Below are 18,545 nucleotides of genomic sequence, written 5' to 3' on the forward strand. Positions count from 1 at the left end.
GGCACCGTGGTCCAGGTCATGGGCGAGATCAAGGCGGCGGGGATCGACAAGCTCGGCATCGTGGCCGAAGAGCCTAAACGAGAGAAAAACAAGTAATTCTCTAGAGTTGATATAGACATGCGGCAGGGCCTTGGTTTTATTCTATCTTTTTTGTTCCACGCGGGTATATTCGCCTTCGCGCTCTATGGCGTGAACTATTCGGCCCCGCGCGTGAACCTGGACCGGCCCGTGTACAATGTGGACCTCATTTCGTTGGCTCCGCCTCCGGCCGGTCCGCCGGTCAAGGTGCAGGCCGAAGCGCAACCTTCGGCCGAGACCGCGGCCGTGCCCGTGGTCGAAGCGCAGCCCGAACAGGCCGAGGCCAAGCCTGTCCCCGTGGTCGAGGCCAAGCCCGAACCGGAGGTCAAGGACATCAGTCCCAAGAAGGTCGAAAAGAAGACGGTGGTCAAGAAAAAGGAAGAGCCCAAACCCAAACCGGAACCGAAACCAGCGCCCAAGCCGAAGCCCCAGAAAACGACCCAACAGTTGCTTGCCGAGGGCATGGCCGCAGCCAAGGCCCAGGCCAAGCGTGAAGAGGCGGCCAAGCAGAAAGCCTTGGCCAGCGAACTGGCCGCTCTGAAGAAGCAGGAGGGCAGCAGCGTTTACGCTCACGGCGGACAGCCTGGTGGGCAGGAAGGCGGCCGAGAGGGCGGTTTCGTGGGCGGTTCCGGTTCGGGACTGTCCGAGGTTTATGCCCTCATCGTCGGGTCGGCCATCAAGAAACACTGGCGCTACCCTGCTTTTGCAGGCGAGGCCAACCTGATGGTCACCGTTGAAATCACCCTCGCGGACGACGGCAAGATTCTTTCCTCGAAGGTCTTGGAATCTTCGAATAATCCTGAATTCGACAGTTCCGCCCTTCGAGCCATCAAGGAAACCGAATATGTGGAGAAGCCGCGAACCGCGCGCGACCGGCTCATCCGCATCAATTTCAACAGCCAGGAACTCTCAGAGTAAACGGTATGAAACGGATAACAATTCTTTTTGCAGCGTGTCTGCTCGTCTGCCTTACGGCCGCATTCGCCTCGGCCCAAGGCCCCCTGACCGTGGATATCCATGGTCCCGGCCAGCGCTTGGTCAACATAACCCTGTTGCCGCCCAAAGGGCTCGACGGCCAGCCCGTGCCCGAGGCTGCTGCCAAAGCCTTCAAGGAGTTGGTGGCCAACGACCTTGGCTACATCCCGTTTCTCAAGCTGGTTCCAGTGTCCGAACTCCTCGGCGGCGATCCGAGTCATGGCGTGACCGCCCAGGACATCGACTTCAAGCCCTTCCAGCTCGCTCGTGTGGATCTCTGCCTGACTACGGGGTGGAACGGCCAATACCTTGAAGCCCGCGTCTATGAGACTTTCAGCGGCCGCCGGGTGGTGGGCAAGGCCTACCGCGACGTGGCCGACAAGCTGCCGCTCGTGGCCGACCGGTTCTGTTCCGCTTTTCTGGAAGCCCTGACCGGCAAGAAGGGGTTCTTTGATTCGCCCATCGTCTTCGTCAAGCAGGATGGCAAGAGCAAGGAAATCTACACCGTATTGCCGCAGGGCAGAGGACTGACCAAGATTTCCGACCTGGGCGGTTTCAACCTGAGCCCGGCCTGGTCCGCCGAAGGCGACCAGATCGCCTTCACCCACATCGGCGACGATCGTCACGAACTTTGTATCTACGAAGCCAAGACGCATAAAATCCGTCGCGTAGCCAAGGGGCTGGGCGATACGGTCATCAGTCCGGTCTATGGCCCCGGCGATGTGCTCTATGCCTCCCTGAACCTCAACGGAACCACCAATATCTACGAACTGAGCAAGTCCTACAAAGTCGGCAAGCGGTTGGCGGGCAGCCCGTACATCGACGTCTCGCCGAGTTTTGACCGGACCGGTTCTCTGATGGCCTTCACTTCCGGCAGGGCGGGCAATCCGCATGTTTATCTCTTGGATATGAAGACCGGCCAGGTCCGGCGCGTGACCACCACGGGCAAGTACAACACCCATCCTTGCCTGAGTCCCGATGGCCGGTACGTGGCTTATACGCACCAGACTTCGGACGGCCATCGCATCTTCCTGCACGATCTTGAAACCGGCAGGGAAAAGCAATTGACCTTCGGGCCCGGCAACGACGAATACCCGGCTTTCGGCCCGGACGGTTATTTCATCGCCTTCGCCTCCAGCCGGACCGGGACCTATCAGCTTTATTTGACCACTCGGCACGGCGACACGCCGCGGAAGATATCCACAGGCAAGGGGGCCGCTTTCGCGCCCGCTTGGGATACTTCCCTACAGTGGTAAATTGTAATATGATCAGGGTTGATTTTTGTTGGGGAAAAGGTACATCGTAAAAATTGTGAAAACAGGGTGTCCTCGAAGCACTGCAAATATGGCCGGGCGACGGCTTTACCAAGGAGTGAGCATGAGAATCAAATGGTATGTCGGTATGGTGGCCCTTATGGCCGTGTCTCTTCTTCTCTTTGCCGGTTGCGCAAAGAAGTCCACAACCACGGAACCGGTTCAGAGCCAGGTCGAGGTGAAGGACGATACGCAATGGACTCCGCCCAAGCAGGAAGAGCCTGTGGTGGATGAGGCTGCCCTGGCCGCTGAGGCGGAGGCCCGCGCCAAGTCCGAGGCTGTCCAGGAATTGACCAACGTGACCATCCACTTCGCCTTCAATTCTTATGATCTCAGCGACGAGTCCCGTTCCGTCCTGGCCCAGAAGGCCACCATCTTGCGTAAGTTCAGGGACGTCAACGTGGTCATCGAAGGCCACTGTGACGAACGCGGCACCGAGGAATACAACCTCGCTCTCGGCGAGCGTCGTGCCCGCGCCGCCTACGAACACCTGGTCATCCTCGGCGTGGAGCCCGAGCGCATGAAGATTGTCAGCTATGGCGAGGAATACCCCGTCGACCCTGGCCACAACGAAACCGCTTGGGCCAAAAACCGTCGCGACGAATTCGTCATCAAATAGCCCCGCGCGTGATATTGCGAAAAAAACGCCGCCCCGATGGGCGGCGTTTTTTTGTGCGTCTTCGACGGTTCGGCATCCCCGTCCCCTTGCTGACCGTTTTGTGCATTTCGCGGATGTGTGGGGAATGTATTGGGGCAAGCGGACCGACGACCGGGGGAGGGATTCCGCCTACTCGCGTTCGCACGTCTCGCGAAGTGGCGTCAACAATTTTTGAGTGAGGCCAGGGTGGTGTACCGGTCGCCGGAAGCGTCCTTCCTCTAGCCCAACCTGGACAGGAGAAAAGCGATCACGTGCAGGCAGCCTAGGGCATAAAGTCCCGCCACACCATCGTCGAGCATGACGCCGAATCCGCCGGGAAAGGCGGTTTCGGCCCATTTGACGGGCCAGGGTTTGAGGATGTCGAAGATGCGGAACAGGACAAAGGCGATGGGTAGGTACCAGATGGGCAAAGAGAAGAAGAGCAGGGTGAGCCACTGGCCGAAAAGTTCGTCTGTGACCACACAGCCTGGGTCTTTTTCGTTCATGATGATCTCGGCCCGCCCGCAGGCCCATGTGCCGACGAGGAAGATGCCGAGCAGTACCGTCAAGCGCCAAGGCAGGGCGAGGCCGAGAAAAAGCCAGGGCGCGGCCACCACGGCGGCCAGTGAGCCCCAGGTGCCGGGAGCCTTGGGAAAATGGCCCACGGGGCCGAGGGTGGCCAGGGCGACGGCCAATTTGTCGAAGGGATTGGATGCGGACATTTGGAGGCTCCGGGCTGTGTTTTTCGCCTTGATAATCGGAAACGCGACGGCAGGCAATGTTCTTGACGGATTCTCCGAACGGGAGCTACCCTTTGCACGTTGTTGCGGCCCCCTTTAGGCGACGGCCGAACAATCATAGGAGATTGTTTGCAACTTTTGTCTTTGGATCTTGTTCGTTAGTCCCGTACCGCCCGCGACCAACTGGGGCCGGGTGGGGATCAATTGGTTACCGCGCCCTGGTGGGCGCGGGTCTTATTGTACGGACTTGAACAACAGGATTCAAAAATGACTATACGCTTGGAAACAGACAACGACATCGCCGCCATCCGCGCGCTCGAATACACCGCCTTTCGCCATCATCCCCAACACGCCCCCGGGGCCGAACCCACCGAGCACCTGATCGTTGACGCCCTGCGCGACTCGGGCCACCTGAGCCTGTCCCTGGTGGCCGAGGAGCGGAACCGGGTGGTGGGACATTTGGCCTTGTCCCCGGCCGTGCCGGGGAAGGGCGGCCAGGGCTGGTATCTTCTCGGCCCGGTGGGCGTATTGCCCGAACGGCAGGGGGCGGGCATCGGCTCGGCCCTGGTCCGCAAGGCCTTGCGGATCATGCGGGACCGGGGTGCGCACGGCGTGCTTCTGGTGGGCGACCCGGCCTTCTATGAACGATTTGGATTCCGCTCCCGGCCCGGGTTGACCATGGGCGGCGTGCCCCAGGAAAACGTCCTGGGCATTTCCCTGGACGGCACGGAACCCGAGGGCGCCGTGGTGTCTGATCCGGCCTTTTTCGTGACGGCCGGAGAGTAATCGTGAACCGAGGTTGAAACGGGGAGCGGGCCAACGGGTCCGCTCCCTTTCTCTTTCAAATTCAAGGGCACAGGATGCCGCTGTGCCGTGCCCGGTACTTGCCTGGCGCGGGAAAGACGATTAAGGTCTGCCGACCCCACTTAGTTCGGCCATGGCCGACAATCAAGGAGCAGACGCATGCAGCCCGCTACTGAGCAGGACCTTCCACGGATCGTCGAAATCTACAATTCAACGGTGCCGACGCGCATCGCCACGGCCGACACCGAGCCGGTCAGCGTGGAATCACGGCGGGCCTGGTTCAACGGCCATACGCCCGGCAAGCGTCCCATCCTGGTGGAGCGGCTGGACGGCGAAGTGGCGGCCTGGGTCAGCTTCGAATCGTTCTACGGACGTCCCGCCTATGAGCGTACTACCGAAATCAGCATCTACATCGCCCCGGAACATCGGCGGCAGGGACTGGGGCGCAGGTTGCTCGCGGAGGCCCTGGGCATGGCTCCTGAGCTGGGCATCCGGACCGTAGCTGCCTACATATTTTCCCACAACGAGGGCTCCATACGGCTGTTCCGGTCCTTTGGATTCGAGGAATGGGGCAAACTGCCGGACATCGCGGAGATGGACGGCAAGCGCTACAGCCTATCCATCCTGGGCAGGCACCTTACTCCGTAGCCGGTTGGATACTCCCGGTTTTGACGGGAGCCCGGTCGATGCGTATCTTTCAGGATCGAGCCCTTTCAAATTCTATTTGGAGCGAACATGACCGGAACACCCAAAGCTGCCGGGAAAAGCAGCATCACCCATATCAATCTGGACCTCGTCCTTGACAACATCATGGTCGGTCCACGGGCCACGTACCTCGACCTCGGTTGCGGCGCGGGAAATTATACCTTGGCCCTGGCCCGTCGGTTGGGTGCGGGGTCCTTGGTCTACGCCCTGGACCTGTGGGAGGAAGGGCTCGTCGCCCTGTCGGAAGCCGCACGGGAGGAGGGGCTGGGCAACGTCGAACCCAAGGTGGCCGACCTCTCCCGGCCGCTGGACCTGGCCACCGGCTCGGTGGACGCCGCGTTCATGGCCACGGTGCTGCATGATTTGCCGGAAGCGGCCCGCCCCGGACTCATGGAAGAGTTGAGCCGGGTGCTCGTACCCGGTGGGATTTTCGCGCTCATAGAGTTCAAGAAATTCGCACACGGACCCGGCCCGTCGTCCCCGGACAACCGCATCGGCCCGAAGGACGCCGATCGATTGACCGCGCCCCACGGATTCATCCGGGATGTGGAGGTCGATCTCGGCGAGTTTACCTATCTTGTCCGGTTTATCCGGGAATAGGGTGCGGAGACGGCCGTCTATTCGATGAAGCCTTTCTCGCGCATGATGTCGGGTTTGATGAACCGCGCCATGCCCGTCTTCATGCGGCTGAATCCCTGCTTCCGGTAGAAGCCTTCCTTGCCGGGGGCTGCGTAGAGGATGACATTGCACCCGGCGACGCCTTCCAGCACGGTGTCCATGATCAGGCCCCCGAGCTTCCGTCCCTGGTATTCGGGAAGCACAGCGCAGTCGTACACGGCGGCCTGGTACGTGCCGTCGGAAATGGCCCGACCGAAGCCGACCAGTTTGTCGCCGTCGTAGACGAAGACGACCGTGTGGCTCGCCGTAAACGCCTTGGCGTGCACCTCGGGGGCGTAATGCGCCATGCCGACCAGCTTGAGGATGTCCGCCACGATCTGCCAGTCAATGCCGGAGCAGTCTTTTTTTATCAGTAATTCCATTTATTTCTCATTGTTAGGGTGAAGGGAGACGCAGGCTTGTACAGTTCGCGATGCGGTTCCAATGTGCCTGCCGGGAAAGGTCATCAGTAGTTCCGTGTGGCCGGTGTGCGCATCCCGCCGTTCCTCCTCCGCGTGAAACCCCTGTTGCTCGTAAAAACGCACGCTGTTGCGATTTTCCGTATATACAGTGAGCTGCAAGGTGTCACGAAGTCCCTTGGCCTTTTGCAGCAGCATCGTGCCCACACCCATGTGCTGGCGGGGCGGCGAGACAAACAGGGCGGCGACCGTGTTCCCATGCAACGCCAGGAACCCGTCGACTTCCCCGCCGTCTTCGTGGACGAGAATTTCACTGTTCGGAAGATAGAGCTTCCGCATGTCTTCGACTTTCGATTCCCAGAATTCGCTCGGAATGAAGTCGTGGGCAGCGAGGGAGGCAGCAAGCCAGATTTTGAGAACCGGGTTCATATCCTTCGGCTGGAAGGGTCTTATCATGTCTTGTTCACGTCCTTTCGTGGCGTGAGCTCGGCCCGCGGGGGGCGGTTGCAGAGCCGCTACGGTGCGGTTGTTCGTTTTTTGACGATCTCGTTGCCGTAGGAGTTGTCTATTGAGCATAGCCAGACGCCGTCCGGGGTTTTGGTGAAGACATATGCCGCTTTGCGCTCCGTCTCGGGCAGATTCGGCGCGGATATGATCGTGTTGGCATGCACCAGAACGGTATCCCCTGCCTCCAGGATCGTCATTCCGTTCTGCTTCACCTGGAGTCCGTTCTTGAAATATTGGGAGATGGCTTCAAAAGCCTTGCTGATGGCGTCTCTCCCCTGGACGACTCGTCCCGGTTCGACCACCAGGATCGCGTCTTCGGTGTAGATGCCTTTCAGCGTATCGAAATCTTTAGCGACTATGGCTTTGTCCGCCTTTTCTATCTGGCTTTCCACGGGATGTTTTTTCAAACGGATTTCTCCTATATTCAAAATGGGTCGGTCTGTATTGCCGACAGGCCGTGATTGGCGTTTTACTTATTCATCGGGACAATGGCGCCCCGTCTGAGCAGGATTTCTGTCACCAGTGTCAAGGGTAGCCCATGACGCTGAACCGGATGGAGTGGAAAAATGCAACACCTCAAGAAGTTGTGATAGGTACTTGGGGCGGGACGACGAGTCTGGGGCGGCCTGTCGTCGACCGATATTCCTTTAATTACCCCTCTGGGACAACAACACCCCGGTCCAACAGCATTTCCAGCACCCGCGCCAATGGGAGACCCACGACGTTGGTGTAGGAGCCGCGTATGGCGGTGACCAGGAAGGTGCCGATTCCCTGGATGGCGTAGGCTCCGGCCTTGTCCATGGGTTCGCCGGTCTCAATGTAGCTCATTAATTCGCCTTCGGTGGAGAGGCGCATGTCCACGTCCGTGCTTACGGATTCGGACAGGATTTTGCCGTCGGGCAAGACCACGCAAAAGCCGGTGACGACCTGGTGAGTCGCGCCCGACAGGGTCGTCAGCATGTCCAAGGCGTCGAGCTTGGACTGCGGCTTGCCCATTATCCGTTCACCCAGGACCACTGCGGTGTCCGCGCCGAGGATCGTCGCGCCCCTGAATCGCGTAGCCACGTCCAGAGTCTTGAGTTCAGCCATGCGCAGGACGTAGGCGGCGGGCGTCTCTCCCGCTTCGGGCGCAGGCTCTTCAAGCCGGCTCGGGTGCACGTCGAAGGTCAGCCCGAGGTCTGACAACAGTTCGCGCCGACGGGGTGAGCCCGAGGCCAGGACGATGGGGGAGCGGTTGCGGAAAGGACCGTTTTTTATCATGCCCGAAATGTTCCCCATATCCCGATCCGCGTCAACGACGGACTCTTGACGGCTTGGCCGCCTTTGCACTGATTTGACCGTTCACGAACCGACAGTATCCACAGCTTTTGTCGTCATTCCCAGTAATTGCATCCATGGCAGGATTCTTGCTGCATATCGTGCGCGCGAAAACGCAGGAGCGACAATGCAGGAAACGGATACGAAAAGCGGACTGGGATTCACCTCGTTTCACCAGATGGAAGGATCGGACCCGAGCCGGGGCGCCAACGACTGGGCCGTGCCCTGGGCCGACCTGATGATGGTCATGTTCGTGCTCTTCGTGGTGCTGTTCATCTACGCGAGCAACCGCCAGGATGTGAAGGTCCTGTTCAGCAAGCAGTCCGCCGAAAATGCACAGTCCGCCAGCGCGTTGGATCCGCTTATCGGACTCATCGGACAGATCGCCAGCCGGGCCGGGGCCGACGGGTCCCAGGACGTGGTCCGCGTGCCCGAGAATGAAGTCCTGTACCGCTCCCGGACCAATGGCATCACCGTAATCCGTGAGGCTGCGGGTCGGGTGCGCGTGACCTTGCGCGGCGATCTTTTTTTCGACGGGAACTCCGGGCAGCTTAAGCCCGAATCCGCCGCCTACCTTGACGAAATCGGGGATGTGGTCCGGCTGAGCGTGGGGTTGGTCCACGTTATCGGATTTGCGGATCAGAGCGAGGCCGAGGGGGCGCAGAGCTTTATCCTGTCATCCGAGCGGGCGGCCAATGTGGCGGATCAGCTCATCAACCGGCTGCACATCGACCCCAAGCGCCTGGTGGTCACCGGCCGGGGGGCGTATCAGCCCGAGCTGCCCGATACGTCGGTGGCCAACCAGACCCTGAACCGGCGGGTCGAAATAGTCATTTCCAACAACAGTTGATTCATCGGAGGCCGTCATGGGCAGAAAAAATCTTATCGGCATCGCCTTGAGCCTGATTATCTTCGCGAGCAGTTTCCTGCTCACCGGGGCGGCCGGGGCATACTTCAATCTGGCGGCCTTCCTGGTCGTCCTGTCCGGCCTGAGCGCGGCCATGCTCATCAGCTATCCGGTCAAGCACGTGGTAAACGCCTTCACCGTGGCCAAGAACGTCTATGGCAACGGGCGGACCACGGCGGAGGAGATCGTCAACACCCTGCTGGACCTGTCGGTCAAGTCCAAAGTGGACGGCGTACTCTCCCTGGAGCGTTCGGCCAACAAGGCGACCAGTTCCTTCATGAAAAGCGGGCTGTGCCTGCTGGTGGACAATTATAAGGAAGAGGAGATCCGCGAGTGCCTGAACGCGGAAATGGCCTTTTTCAACCTGCGCCGCCAGCAGAGCGAACGGTTTTTCCAGACCCTGGCCCGCACGGCTCCGGCCTTCGGCGTGGCCGGGTCGGTCATTGGGCTCATCGGCCTGCTCATGGGCATCAACGACACGGCCGTGATCCTCAAGAATATCCCGGTGGCCTTCATTTCCACCCTGTACGGGCTGATCCTGTCCCATCTGGTGTTCGCGCCCATCGCCGAGAACATCAATTATTCCACCCGGGCCGAACTGCTCAACCAGAAACTGGTCATGGAAGGCATCGTGGCCATCAGCAAGGAGCAGAACTCCTACAAGCTCGAACGCAAGCTGGCCTCATTCCTGTCTCCGTCCGAACGCGAGGGCAAGACCGAGACCCTGCGGCGTATCACCCGCAAGTATGTACAGCGCAAGCGGCAACCCGTGGAACTGGAAGACATGGCGGACGGCGCGGAAGCGGTTGGGGAGGCGGGGGCAAACAAGGCCCCCGAGGCCGCCTGATGGCGGAAGGGGGCGGAAGCCGTCGAATCAGCTAAGGAAGGGGCCTTCGGGCTCCTTTTCTTTTTACCCGATTGTGCTAGGGTGCGCTTCACGGAGGAAAGGGGCGCATGGCCAAGATTCTGGCCGCCGACATCGGCGGCACCAATAGTCGATTCGCCTTGTTCGAGGCGCGGGGCGACAGTCTCGAAATACTGGATTCCATCTGGCTGGATACGCACGGGGCGCGGACCTTCCCGGAACTCGTGGAGCAACTCTGGGATAGCGATTTTCCGGTGCGGCCCGGTAGTTTCGAGGCGGCGGTCCTGGCTCCGGCCGGAGCCGTGTACCATGGCCTGACCTGCCCGGATCTGCCCAACGCCCCCTGGGGCATCGACCTGCGCGAGGTGGATTTCGGCACGTCCGCCGTGCGCCTGATAAACGATTTTTCGGCCCAGGCCTTCGCCTGCCGCACCGCTGCCGTGGACGACGCCCTGGTCATTCAGGACGGCCATCCGGCGGATGGCGACACCATCGGGGTCATCGGGGCGGGTACCGGGCTCGGCTATTCCGCCTTGCTCAAGGCCGGCGACAAGTGGATGGCCCTGCCGTCCGAGGGAGGGCACATGGCTTTTCCCTTTGTCGGCCGGGAAGAGGCCGAGTACGCGGAGTTCAACCGCGTCGAGAGCGGCCGCAACTGGCCGGAAGGGGATTCCGTGGTTACCGGCCTGGGCCTCCGGTTGGTGCATCGCTTCCTGACCGGCGAAGACTTGACGCCCAAGGAGATTTCCGCCGGGTTGACTCCGCAGAGCGAGACCACCAAGTGGTATGCCCGGTTCTATGCCAGGGCGTGCCGCAATTGGGCCATCGGGCTGATGACCACCGGCGGGATGTTCATCGCGGGCGGAGTGGCGGCCAAAAATCCCCTGTTCGTACAGGTGCCCGAATTCCTCGATGAATTTCACAACTCCCATGTCTATCAAGATTTTCTTCATACTATCCCGGTCCGGCTCAACGCCAATCAGGCAAGCGGCCTGTTCGGCGCGGCATTTTACGGCGCGCAGATGCTGACGGAGCACGGCGGGAAGCGGTGATTTCGTGCCCGGAGTGACGGAATCGCCCACCTTCGGGTGAGAACGCGGGGCGCGCCCCTTGATTAATTGCCCGGACACGGGTACGAAGCCCGACGTTCCGACATCGTGTGAAGGAGTATACCCATGGTTGACAAAAGCCGATATCAGAAGATGTTTCCGGTTTCCTGGGAGCAGTTGCACCGCGACTGCCGGGCGTTGTCCTGGCGGCTGGTGGAAAAAGGTCCCTGGAAGGGCATCCTGGCCATCACCCGGGGCGGACTGGTCCCCGCAGCCATCATCGCCCGAGAACTGGACATCCACCTCATCGACACCATCTGCCTGTCCTCCTATAATTGGAAGGAGCAGGGCGAGGCCAGCGTGCTCAAGGCTGCGGACAACGACGGCGAAGGCTGGCTGCTCATCGACGATCTCGTCGACACGGGCAAGACCGCCAAGATCGCCCGCGACATGGTCCCCAAGGCGCATTTCGCCACGGTCTACGCGAAGCCCGCTGGCCGTCCCACGGTGGACACCTTCATCACCGAAGTCAGCCAGGATACCTGGATTCTGTTCCCTTGGGACGCCGGTGCCCAATTTGTGGAGCCCATCGCCTTGGTCTCGGACTAGCTGGGCGTTTCCCCCGAAAAACATCTCCTTGAAAAACAAGGGAATCGCCGTGGCTGGAATAAATTGGGTCTTGCCCGATACCAACCACTGATATATGCATTTTTGATATGCAACCGCTAACGGAGAGGTCCTCATGAAGAAACTGCTGAAATTGATTGGTCTGCCTGCGGCCCTGCTGCTGGCGCTGTCCCTTTTCGCCTGCGGTGAAGCCCCGCAGCAGGAGAAAAAAGCCGAAGAACCCGCCAAGACCGAAGAGGCTCAGGCCCCCGCCGAAGAGCCCAAGACCGTTCAGGTCGGGTTCATCTACGTGTCCCCGGTGGGCGACGCCGGGTACTCCTACGCCCACGACCTTGGCCGCCAGGCCGTCGAAGCGCTGCCCTGGGCCACCACCAAGTACGCCGAGTCGGTGCCCGAGGGCGCGGATTCCGAGCGTGTGCTGCGCAACATGGCCCGCGAAGGTCTGGACATCATTTTCGCCACCAGCTTCGGCTACATGGACCCGGTCATGAAGGTCGCCAAGGAATTTCCCGATACCAAGTTTATGCATTGTTCCGGCTTCAAGAAGGGGCCCAACGTCAGCAACTACTTCGGACGCATCTACCAGGCCCGTTACCTGACCGGTCTGATCGCCGGTTCCATGACCAAATCCAACAAGCTGGGCTACGTGGCCGCCTTCCCCATCCCCGAGGTCATTCGCGGCATCAACGCCTTCACCCTTGGCGCGCGCCAGGTGAATCCGGACGTCAAGGTCCACGTGGTCTGGACCAAGACCTGGTATGACCCGGCCCTCGAAAAGGACGCCGCCAAATCCCTGCTGGACGCCGGTTGCGACGTCATCACCCAGCATCAGGATTCCCCGGCCGCCCAGGAAGCCGCTCAGGAAGCCGGAGCGTATTGCATCGGCTACAACTCCGACATGTCCTCCTTCGCTCCCAAGGCCAATCTGACTTCAGCCATCTGGAATTGGGGCCCCATGTACGTGAAGACCGTGGAAGCGGTCCGCGACGGCTCCTGGCAGGGTGACCAATCCACGTGGTGGTCCATGCAGGACGGCGTGGTCGATATCGCTCCCATGGGCGCCATGGTCCCCGACGACGTCAAGTCCATGGTCAACGCCAAGAGGGCCGAACTTATGGCGGGCAAGGACGCGATCTTTGCCGGACCGATCAAGAACCAGGCTGGAGAGGTGGCCATCGCCGAGGGCGTTACGCCGGACGATGGCGCATTGCTCGGCATGGGCTGGTTCGTGGAAGGCGTAGTCGGCACCACCAATTAAGTCGGTCACGTGCTGAAAATCCGCAAAAGAGATGAACCCTGGAAGTGGGGCGCCCTGGTTGTATTCCTGGGCGCCCTGCTCTTTTCCCTCGCGATCAGCGGCCTGCTCTTGGAGGGGCAGGGCAAGGACGCCTTTTATGGCCTGAGCGTGTTGTGGCAGGGAAGCTTCGGCAATGTCTGGTCTCTTGAGGACGTGCTCCTCAAGGCCATCCCGCTCTTCCTTTGCTCGCTCGGCGTGGCCGTGGCCTTCCGCATGCAGATATGGAACATCGGGGCCGAGGGACAGTTCGCCCTGGGGGCCATCGGGGCCACCTGGATGGCCCTGTCCTTTCCGGACCTGCCCCGGTTCGCGCTCCTGCCGCTCATGTTCGTCATGGCCTTCATCCTGGGCGGAATATGGGCCCTGATCCCGGCTGTTCTGCGTTTGAAGCTGCGGGTCAACGAAATCATCTCCACGTTGATGCTCAACTATATCGCCATCCTGCTCCTGGATTACCTCGTCTTCGGCGTCTGGAAGGATCCGGCCAGCTTCGGCTTCCCCATGACTCCCGAGTTTTCGGCCAGCGCCATCATCCCCCCCATCGGAAACAGCCGCGTCCATTGGGGGGTAGCCTTTTGCGCGGCCGTGGGCTTCGGCCTGTGGGCGTTCATGCGCTTCACCCGGCTGGGCTTCGAGCTCAAGGCCAGTGGCGAAGGCGCGCGGGTGGCCCGCTATGCCAAGATTCGTTACGGCATGCTCGTCCTGCTGGTCATGGGATTGTCCGGTGGCTTCGCCGGTTGGGCGGGCTGTGTGGAGACCTCGGCCATTCTCAACCGGCTTCAGCCGTCGCTCATGGTCGGTTACGGATACACCGCCATCGTGGTCGCCTGGCTGGCCCGGCTCGAACCGCTGAACATCGCCTTTGCCTCCTTTCTCCTGGCCGCGCTCCGGGTGGGGGTGGAGAACATGCAGCTCAAATTGCAGATCCCTGCGGCCTTCGGGACCATCATGGAAGGCATTATCCTTCTGACCGTCCTGGCCGGGCAGTTTTTCCTGACCTACAAGCTGGTCCGCAAACAGGGGCAGGAGTAACGTCATGTGGGATTTCCTCATACCGCTGTTCGCGGCCACGGTGCAGTCCGGCACTCCCATCCTGTACGCCACCCTGGGCGAGATGATGACCGAGAAAGGCGGGGTGCTCAATCTCGGAGTGGAGGGCATGATGGCGGTATCGGCCCTGGCCGCCTTCTGGACCAGCTTCGTTACCGGCTCTCCCTGGCTCGGTTTTCTGGCGGGCGGGTGCGCGGGCATGCTCATGGCCTCCCTGCATGCCTTCGTCTGCGTCACCTGTCTGGGCAACCAAGTGGTTTCAGGCCTGGCCCTGACCATTCTGGGCGGCGGCCTGACCCATTTCCTCGGCGTGCCCTACGTAGGCTTGGCCGCGCCCGGTTTCGATCCTTTCAATTTTCCGTTGCTTTCGCAGATTCCGGTGCTCGGGGACATCTTTTTCAAGCACGACATGCTCGTTTACGTATCCTTCCTCGTCCCGGTCCTGTTCTGGTTCTTTTTCCGGCGGACCAGCCTCGGCCTGCATGTGGCCGCTACCGGTGAGATGCCCGCAGCCGCCGCGGCGGCAGGGCTCAAGCCCATTCGGTTGCGCTATTTCGCGATCATCGCGGGCGGGTTCCTGGTGGGGCTCGGCGGGGCGTACCTGTCGCTGGCCTACACCCACTTGTGGACCAACGGATTGTCCGGCGGCCGTGGCTGGATCGCGGTGGCGTTGGTTATTTTCGCCTTCTGGCGGCCGGGCCGGGCCGTGGTCGGCGCGTATCTCTTCGGCGGGGTCATGGCCTTCCAGCTCCGCCTCCAGGCCGCAGGCACCCACCTGCCGTCCTCTCTGCTGCTCATGCTTCCGTACCTGTTGACCATCCTGGTCCTGATCCTGTCCGCCTGGCGGGGGCGCCGCATCGACGCGCCCGCCGCACTCGGCACCAACATCGAGCCGGAAGGATAGGGGCATGACGACCGATTTGAAATTTGTCCGCCCGGTGCGCACCCGGCTCATTCCCGAAGGCACGCCCCCCATGGTCAGCCTCAAGGGCTTGACCAAGCGGTTCGGCAAGGTCCTGGCCAACGACGGCATTACCCTGGATGTCTACCCCGGCCGCATCAAGGCGTTGCTCGGCGAGAACGGGGCGGGCAAGTCCACCATGATGTCCATGCTCGCGGGCCGCTACAAGCCGGACGAGGGGACCATCGAAGTGGACGGCGTGCCGGTTCGGTTCAATTCCTCCAAGGATGCCATCCGGGCGGGCATCGGTATGGTCTACCAGCATTTCATGCTCGTGGATTCCATGACCGTGGCCGAAAACGTCCTTCTCGGCCAGGAAGGGGGCTTTTTCGTCTCCCCGCGCGAAATGGAGCATCGGGTGGGCAAGCTGGCCGAGCGGTACGGGCTGAATATCGACCCGGGTACGCGTATCTGTGAACTGTCCATGGGCGAGCGGCAGTTGGTGGAGATTTTGAAGCTCCTCTATCGCGAGAGTCGCATCCTTATCTTCGATGAGCCCACGGCAGTCCTCACTCCGGAGGAGACCCGCAATCTTTTCGAAGTGTTGTGGCGTATGACCGAGGAAGGCAAGGCGATCATATTCATCTCCCACAAGCTGGAAGAGGTCCTGGCCCTGGCCGACGAGATCGCCATCCTGCGGCGTGGCCGCATCGAGGGCGAGCTGGACCCGGAATCCATCGAGTCCAAGGCGGAACTGGCCTCGCGCATGGTCGGCAAGGAAGTGCTCCTCGAAGTGGACCGGCAACCCGCCGAGATCGGCGACACGGTCTTGGAAATCAAAAATCTTACCGGCCTCGGGCTGACCGAGGTGGACCTGAATGTGCGCCGGGGCGAGATCGTGGCCCTGGTCGGCGTGGCGGGGAACGGGCAGAAGGCGTTGGTCGAGGCCGTCACCGGCCTGATCAAGCCGCCACTGGATACCGTGTTCATCATGGGCAAACCGTGGCGGCAGTTCTTTGCCGAATCGACTTGGAACCGCTCCATGTGCTACATCCCCGAAGACAGGCTCGGCCTGGCCACCCTGCCCAACCAGAACCTGGTGGACAACCTGCTTTTGACCACGCGCGAAGGATTTGCCAAGGGACCGTGGTTGAACAAGAAAAAGGCCGCCAAGCACACGGTTCGGCTCATCGAGAAATTCGACATCCGGCCCGGCCGCATCCATGCCCTGGCCTGGCAGCTTTCGGGCGGCAATTTGCAAAAGGCCGTCCTGGCCCGGGAACTTTATCGCGAACCCAAGCTCATTGTGGCCGAGCAGCCCACGCAGGGGCTGGACGTGTCCGCTACCGAAGAAGTCTGGAACCGGCTTTTGGAGACACGCGGCATGGCCGGGGTACTCCTGGTAACCGGCGATCTCAACGAGGCTCTGCAACTGGCCGACCGCGTGGCGGTCATCTACCGAGGCCGGATTTTGGGCGTACTCAAAAACTCCGGCAAGGACATCATCCGCAAGATTGGCCCGCTTATGGCAGGCATCGTCGAGTAGACGTCTCGTCGAGGATAATATATTTCCCGGTTTCCCCGACCGGATTTGACCCTATTAATCGTTCAGCAAGGAGACGGATATGAAATTCAACAAGATGCGTGTCGTTCTGGTTCTCGCCACAGCCCTGACGCTGTGCGCTTTCTCCCTGGCCCAGGCCGGCACCACCCTCGACAAGGTCATGGAAAAGGGCGTCATCACCGTGGGTAATTCCCCGGATTACCCGCCGTTCGAGTCCATCGGTGACAGCGGTGAGCGCGTCGGTTTCGATGTGGATCTGCTTAACGCCATCGCCGCCAAGATGGGCATCAAGGTCAAGTGGGTGACCATGGACTTCGCGGCCATCGTCACCGCCACCCAGAGCGGCCAGGTGGACATGGGCATGTCCGGTTTCTCCATCACTGCGGAGCGCGCCGAGCAGGTCAGCTTCTCCGACCCGTATATCGCCAGCGGCCAGGCCATCGTCGTGCGCAACGACTCGGACATCAAGTCCGCGGCCGACCTGAAGGGCAAGAAGATCGCGGTTCAGCTCGGCACCACCGGCGAACAGGAAGCCGACAAGATCGCGGGTGCCGAAGTGGTCAAGCCCGAGAGCTACAACATCGCCTTCATGATGTTGGGCAACAAGGTCGCCGACGCGGTCATCGCCGACCTCTCCGTGGCCGACGAGTTCGTCAAGCAGGGCAAATTCAAGCGTGCCGACGATCCCTTGTCCTACGAGGAATTCGCCATGATCACCCGCAAGGGCAACGATGCCCTGTTGCAGGCTTTGAACAAGGGTCTGGACGAGGTGAAGGCGGACGGCACCTACGCCGCCATCGTCAAGAAGTGGAACCTCTAATCTAGTCGTAACCGGGCCGGGGGCGCGTGTCCCCGGCCTTCTTTTTTCAGGAGGCTTGGCGATGGATTTTTCCCTGCTCTTCAAACATCAGGACATGCTTCTGCACGGGGCCTGGATCACCCTCCAGGTGACCTTCGGGGCGTTGGCCCTGGGGCTTGTCCTCGGCATTCTGGCCGGGACCGGGCGCATCAGCCGCCGCGTGCAGATACGGGTGATCGCCGACGCCTATATCCAGGTCATCCGGGGCACCCCCATGCTGTTGCAGATATTCTTCTTCTACCTCGGCTTTCCCCAGATCTACATGCTGGCCACTGGAGACGGATTCACCCCCGAGCCGTTGATTACCGGCATCGTGGCTTTGGGCATCAACAGCGGGGCGTACAACGCCGAGATCATCCGCGCGGGCATCCAGTCCATCAACAAGGGACAGATGGAGGCCGCCCGGGGTACCGGGCTGTCGCACGGCCAAGCCATGCTCCATGTGATTCTTCCCCAGGCCCTCAAACGGATGATTCCGCCGCTGGGCAACGAACTCATCGTTCTGCTCAAGGACTCGTCGCTCATTTCAACCATCGGCGTGACCGAACTCATGTTCACCGCCAAGGTCCTGGGGGCGCGCTATTACACCTATGTGCCGTTCCTGGTGGGCGTGGGCTGCATTTACCTGGTCCTGACCTTCGGCTTTTCACGGCTGTTCAACGCCCTGGAGCGCAAGCTTTCCTCGGGCAGCGGGGCGCGCGTGGAGAAGAAGGGGGGCATCCCGGATCTGGGATAACCTGCGGGCCAAACGCCTGAAGGCCCCTTTGCGATCACCGCAAGGGGCTTTCGGGAAAACCCGGTCCCCGCTTTTCGAGGAATCGCGCCGAAGGCGCAACAAAGGGAAAAGGGGCGCACGGCAGCGAAATCAGCCGGTTTTTTATCGCGAAACGATCTTCAACGCGTGATTTTTGCAATCAGGGAGCCAGGGAATGGTTCCCTTTTTTTGAGTCGTTCGGAAAGCGGGGGATGGAGGGAAGGTGGAGGAGGTCCGCCGTGGGTACGGCCCGGCGTATGAGCCGGGCGCTTCGGCTGCGGGCTACTGCTCCTTGATGAGCTTTATTTCCTGTTTTTCCAAGGTCACTTGTTTGCCGGTTTCATCGGTGAAGGCATAGGTATCCGTTGTCACATCGTATACGGGATTGTCTTGAGCGATGTATATCTGGCCGGTCGTGGTGGTGATCTTGTAGTTGGCGGTCATACAGGCCGCAAGGCCTACGGTCAGGAGGCAGGCGGCGAGCAGTTTGGGCAATGCGGACATGCGAAACTCCCGTTTG

The 18,545-nt window shown here is 60.9% G+C and carries 22 protein-coding genes and 1 pseudogene; 17 read left to right on the forward strand and 6 right to left on the reverse strand.

Annotated elements, in window-relative coordinates; genetic code table 11:
- From J0909_RS18480 to pal, 4 genes and pseudogenes are all read left to right on the forward strand, one after another.
- A pseudogene (locus tag J0909_RS18480) lies at nucleotides 1–96 on the forward strand (protein TolR); the annotation flags it as partial.
- Nucleotides 97–117: 21 nt separating this feature from the next.
- A complete protein-coding gene (gene tolA / locus J0909_RS16865; protein ID WP_207264694.1) occupies nucleotides 118–996 on the forward strand; it encodes a cell envelope integrity protein TolA in 879 nt (292 codons plus the stop codon).
- Nucleotides 997–1,001: 5 nt separating this feature from the next.
- The gene (locus J0909_RS16870) at nucleotides 1,002–2,309 is read left to right on the forward strand and encodes a beta-propeller domain-containing protein (protein ID WP_207264695.1); all 1,308 of its coding nucleotides are present in this window, start codon (nucleotides 1,002–1,004) and stop codon (nucleotides 2,307–2,309) included.
- Nucleotides 2,310–2,430: 121 nt separating this feature from the next.
- On the forward strand, nucleotides 2,431–2,985 hold the full coding sequence (pal, locus tag J0909_RS16875; protein WP_207264696.1) for a peptidoglycan-associated lipoprotein Pal: 555 nt from the start codon (nucleotides 2,431–2,433) through the stop codon (nucleotides 2,983–2,985).
- A gap of 257 nt (nucleotides 2,986–3,242) precedes the next feature.
- Here pal and J0909_RS16880 read toward each other — a convergent pair whose 3' ends face one another.
- Complete coding sequence (locus tag J0909_RS16880; protein WP_207264697.1) at nucleotides 3,243–3,725, reverse strand: phosphatidylglycerophosphatase A family protein; 483 nt, start codon at nucleotides 3,723–3,725, stop codon at nucleotides 3,243–3,245.
- Nucleotides 3,726–4,010: 285 nt separating this feature from the next.
- Between J0909_RS16880 and J0909_RS16885 the strand changes: the two genes are divergently transcribed.
- The 3 genes from J0909_RS16885 (at nucleotide 4,011) to J0909_RS16895 (ending at nucleotide 5,852) form a co-directional block, all read left to right on the forward strand.
- Complete coding sequence (locus J0909_RS16885) at nucleotides 4,011–4,529, forward strand: GNAT family N-acetyltransferase (RefSeq protein WP_207264698.1); 519 nt, start codon at nucleotides 4,011–4,013, stop codon at nucleotides 4,527–4,529.
- A gap of 177 nt (nucleotides 4,530–4,706) precedes the next feature.
- Entirely contained in the window at nucleotides 4,707–5,195 is a 489-nt protein-coding gene (locus tag J0909_RS16890) for a GNAT family N-acetyltransferase (protein WP_207264699.1), read from the forward strand.
- A gap of 87 nt (nucleotides 5,196–5,282) precedes the next feature.
- Nucleotides 5,283–5,852, forward strand: a complete 570-nt coding sequence (locus J0909_RS16895) for a class I SAM-dependent methyltransferase (RefSeq protein WP_207264700.1) — start codon at nucleotides 5,283–5,285, stop codon at nucleotides 5,850–5,852.
- A gap of 17 nt (nucleotides 5,853–5,869) precedes the next feature.
- Here J0909_RS16895 and J0909_RS16900 read toward each other — a convergent pair whose 3' ends face one another.
- The 4 genes from J0909_RS16900 to J0909_RS16915 all read right to left on the reverse strand — a co-directional run bounded on the left by J0909_RS16900 (nucleotide 5,870) and on the right by J0909_RS16915 (nucleotide 8,113).
- Nucleotides 5,870–6,292, reverse strand: a complete 423-nt coding sequence (locus tag J0909_RS16900) for a GNAT family N-acetyltransferase (protein WP_207264701.1) — start codon at nucleotides 6,290–6,292, stop codon at nucleotides 5,870–5,872.
- On the reverse strand, nucleotides 6,293–6,784 hold the full coding sequence (locus J0909_RS16905) for a GNAT family N-acetyltransferase (protein WP_207264703.1): 492 nt from the start codon (nucleotides 6,782–6,784) through the stop codon (nucleotides 6,293–6,295). It lies immediately after the preceding gene.
- Nucleotides 6,785–6,843: 59 nt separating this feature from the next.
- Nucleotides 6,844–7,242: a YybH family protein gene (locus tag J0909_RS16910; RefSeq protein ID WP_207264705.1), complete on the reverse strand. Its 399-nt coding sequence runs from the start codon at nucleotides 7,240–7,242 to the stop codon at nucleotides 6,844–6,846.
- 244 nt (nucleotides 7,243–7,486) lie between these two features.
- Nucleotides 7,487–8,113, reverse strand: coding sequence for a Maf family protein (locus tag J0909_RS16915; protein WP_286182115.1), 627 nt, complete (start codon nucleotides 8,111–8,113; stop codon nucleotides 7,487–7,489).
- 166 nt (nucleotides 8,114–8,279) lie between these two features.
- Here J0909_RS16915 and J0909_RS16920 point away from each other — a divergent pair, with 166 nt between their 5' ends.
- The 10 genes from J0909_RS16920 to J0909_RS16965 all read left to right on the forward strand — a co-directional run bounded on the left by J0909_RS16920 (nucleotide 8,280) and on the right by J0909_RS16965 (nucleotide 18,007).
- Complete coding sequence (locus J0909_RS16920; RefSeq protein WP_207264706.1) at nucleotides 8,280–9,002, forward strand: OmpA/MotB family protein; 723 nt, start codon at nucleotides 8,280–8,282, stop codon at nucleotides 9,000–9,002.
- 16 nt (nucleotides 9,003–9,018) lie between these two features.
- Complete coding sequence (locus tag J0909_RS16925; protein ID WP_207264707.1) at nucleotides 9,019–9,906, forward strand: motility protein A; 888 nt, start codon at nucleotides 9,019–9,021, stop codon at nucleotides 9,904–9,906.
- A gap of 107 nt (nucleotides 9,907–10,013) precedes the next feature.
- Entirely contained in the window at nucleotides 10,014–10,976 is a 963-nt protein-coding gene (locus J0909_RS16930; RefSeq protein WP_207264708.1) for a glucokinase, read from the forward strand.
- Between the two features lie 123 nt (nucleotides 10,977–11,099).
- Nucleotides 11,100–11,582 carry a xanthine phosphoribosyltransferase gene (gene gpt, locus J0909_RS16935; RefSeq protein WP_207264709.1) on the forward strand — a complete coding sequence of 161 codons (483 nt, stop codon included), beginning with the start codon at nucleotides 11,100–11,102 and terminating at the stop codon, nucleotides 11,580–11,582.
- Nucleotides 11,583–11,715: 133 nt separating this feature from the next.
- The gene (locus J0909_RS16940) at nucleotides 11,716–12,858 is read left to right on the forward strand and encodes a BMP family ABC transporter substrate-binding protein (protein ID WP_207264710.1); all 1,143 of its coding nucleotides are present in this window, start codon (nucleotides 11,716–11,718) and stop codon (nucleotides 12,856–12,858) included.
- A 9-nt stretch (nucleotides 12,859–12,867) separates the two neighbouring features.
- Nucleotides 12,868–13,929 carry an ABC transporter permease gene (locus tag J0909_RS16945; protein ID WP_207264711.1) on the forward strand — a complete coding sequence of 354 codons (1,062 nt, stop codon included), beginning with the start codon at nucleotides 12,868–12,870 and terminating at the stop codon, nucleotides 13,927–13,929.
- A gap of 4 nt (nucleotides 13,930–13,933) precedes the next feature.
- The gene (locus J0909_RS16950; protein WP_207264712.1) at nucleotides 13,934–14,851 is read left to right on the forward strand and encodes an ABC transporter permease; all 918 of its coding nucleotides are present in this window, start codon (nucleotides 13,934–13,936) and stop codon (nucleotides 14,849–14,851) included.
- Between the two features lie 4 nt (nucleotides 14,852–14,855).
- Nucleotides 14,856–16,394, forward strand: coding sequence for an ABC transporter ATP-binding protein (locus J0909_RS16955; protein WP_207264713.1), 1,539 nt, complete (start codon nucleotides 14,856–14,858; stop codon nucleotides 16,392–16,394).
- Nucleotides 16,395–16,473: 79 nt separating this feature from the next.
- Nucleotides 16,474–17,232 (forward strand): basic amino acid ABC transporter substrate-binding protein, encoded by a 759-nt coding sequence (locus J0909_RS16960; protein ID WP_207264715.1) that lies wholly within the window; start codon nucleotides 16,474–16,476, stop codon nucleotides 17,230–17,232.
- 61 nt (nucleotides 17,233–17,293) lie between these two features.
- On the forward strand, nucleotides 17,294–18,007 hold the full coding sequence (locus tag J0909_RS16965) for an amino acid ABC transporter permease (RefSeq protein WP_207264716.1): 714 nt from the start codon (nucleotides 17,294–17,296) through the stop codon (nucleotides 18,005–18,007).
- A gap of 300 nt (nucleotides 18,008–18,307) precedes the next feature.
- Here J0909_RS16965 and J0909_RS16970 read toward each other — a convergent pair whose 3' ends face one another.
- Nucleotides 18,308–18,529 carry a YgdI/YgdR family lipoprotein gene (locus J0909_RS16970; protein WP_207264719.1) on the reverse strand — a complete coding sequence of 74 codons (222 nt, stop codon included), beginning with the start codon at nucleotides 18,527–18,529 and terminating at the stop codon, nucleotides 18,308–18,310.
- Nucleotides 18,530–18,545 lie beyond the last annotated feature (16 nt).

This window comes from Desulfovibrio sp. Huiquan2017 (genome assembly GCF_017351175.1).
In the GTDB taxonomy this organism is placed as follows: domain Bacteria; phylum Desulfobacterota; class Desulfovibrionia; order Desulfovibrionales; family Desulfovibrionaceae; genus Pseudodesulfovibrio.

Bases quoted from the DNA above. Each gene is read 5' to 3' on its own strand.
- J0909_RS16970 (WP_207264719.1), bottom strand. From the start codon at position 18,529: ATGTCCGCATTGCCCAAACTGCTCGCCGCCTGCCTCCTGACCGTAGGC.
- J0909_RS16940 (WP_207264710.1), top strand. From the start codon at position 11,716: ATGAAGAAACTGCTGAAATTGATTGGTCTGCCTGCGGCCCTGCTGCTG.
- J0909_RS16960 (WP_207264715.1), top strand. From the start codon at position 16,474: ATGAAATTCAACAAGATGCGTGTCGTTCTGGTTCTCGCCACAGCCCTG.
- J0909_RS16925 (WP_207264707.1), top strand. From the start codon at position 9,019: ATGGGCAGAAAAAATCTTATCGGCATCGCCTTGAGCCTGATTATCTTC.
- J0909_RS16930 (WP_207264708.1), top strand. From the start codon at position 10,014: ATGGCCAAGATTCTGGCCGCCGACATCGGCGGCACCAATAGTCGATTC.
- J0909_RS16895 (WP_207264700.1), top strand. From the start codon at position 5,283: ATGACCGGAACACCCAAAGCTGCCGGGAAAAGCAGCATCACCCATATC.
- J0909_RS16965 (WP_207264716.1), top strand. From the start codon at position 17,294: ATGGATTTTTCCCTGCTCTTCAAACATCAGGACATGCTTCTGCACGGG.
- J0909_RS16920 (WP_207264706.1), top strand. From the start codon at position 8,280: ATGCAGGAAACGGATACGAAAAGCGGACTGGGATTCACCTCGTTTCAC.
- J0909_RS16955 (WP_207264713.1), top strand. From the start codon at position 14,856: ATGACGACCGATTTGAAATTTGTCCGCCCGGTGCGCACCCGGCTCATT.
- J0909_RS16880 (WP_207264697.1), bottom strand. From the start codon at position 3,725: ATGTCCGCATCCAATCCCTTCGACAAATTGGCCGTCGCCCTGGCCACC.
- J0909_RS16950 (WP_207264712.1), top strand. From the start codon at position 13,934: ATGTGGGATTTCCTCATACCGCTGTTCGCGGCCACGGTGCAGTCCGGC.
- J0909_RS16885 (WP_207264698.1), top strand. From the start codon at position 4,011: ATGACTATACGCTTGGAAACAGACAACGACATCGCCGCCATCCGCGCG.
- J0909_RS16890 (WP_207264699.1), top strand. From the start codon at position 4,707: ATGCAGCCCGCTACTGAGCAGGACCTTCCACGGATCGTCGAAATCTAC.
- J0909_RS16870 (WP_207264695.1), top strand. From the start codon at position 1,002: ATGAAACGGATAACAATTCTTTTTGCAGCGTGTCTGCTCGTCTGCCTT.
- J0909_RS16905 (WP_207264703.1), bottom strand. From the start codon at position 6,784: ATGATAAGACCCTTCCAGCCGAAGGATATGAACCCGGTTCTCAAAATC.
- J0909_RS16900 (WP_207264701.1), bottom strand. From the start codon at position 6,292: ATGGAATTACTGATAAAAAAAGACTGCTCCGGCATTGACTGGCAGATC.
- J0909_RS16915 (WP_286182115.1), bottom strand. From the start codon at position 8,113: ATGGGGAACATTTCGGGCATGATAAAAAACGGTCCTTTCCGCAACCGC.
- tolA (WP_207264694.1), top strand. From the start codon at position 118: ATGCGGCAGGGCCTTGGTTTTATTCTATCTTTTTTGTTCCACGCGGGT.
- pal (WP_207264696.1), top strand. From the start codon at position 2,431: ATGAGAATCAAATGGTATGTCGGTATGGTGGCCCTTATGGCCGTGTCT.
- gpt (WP_207264709.1), top strand. From the start codon at position 11,100: ATGGTTGACAAAAGCCGATATCAGAAGATGTTTCCGGTTTCCTGGGAG.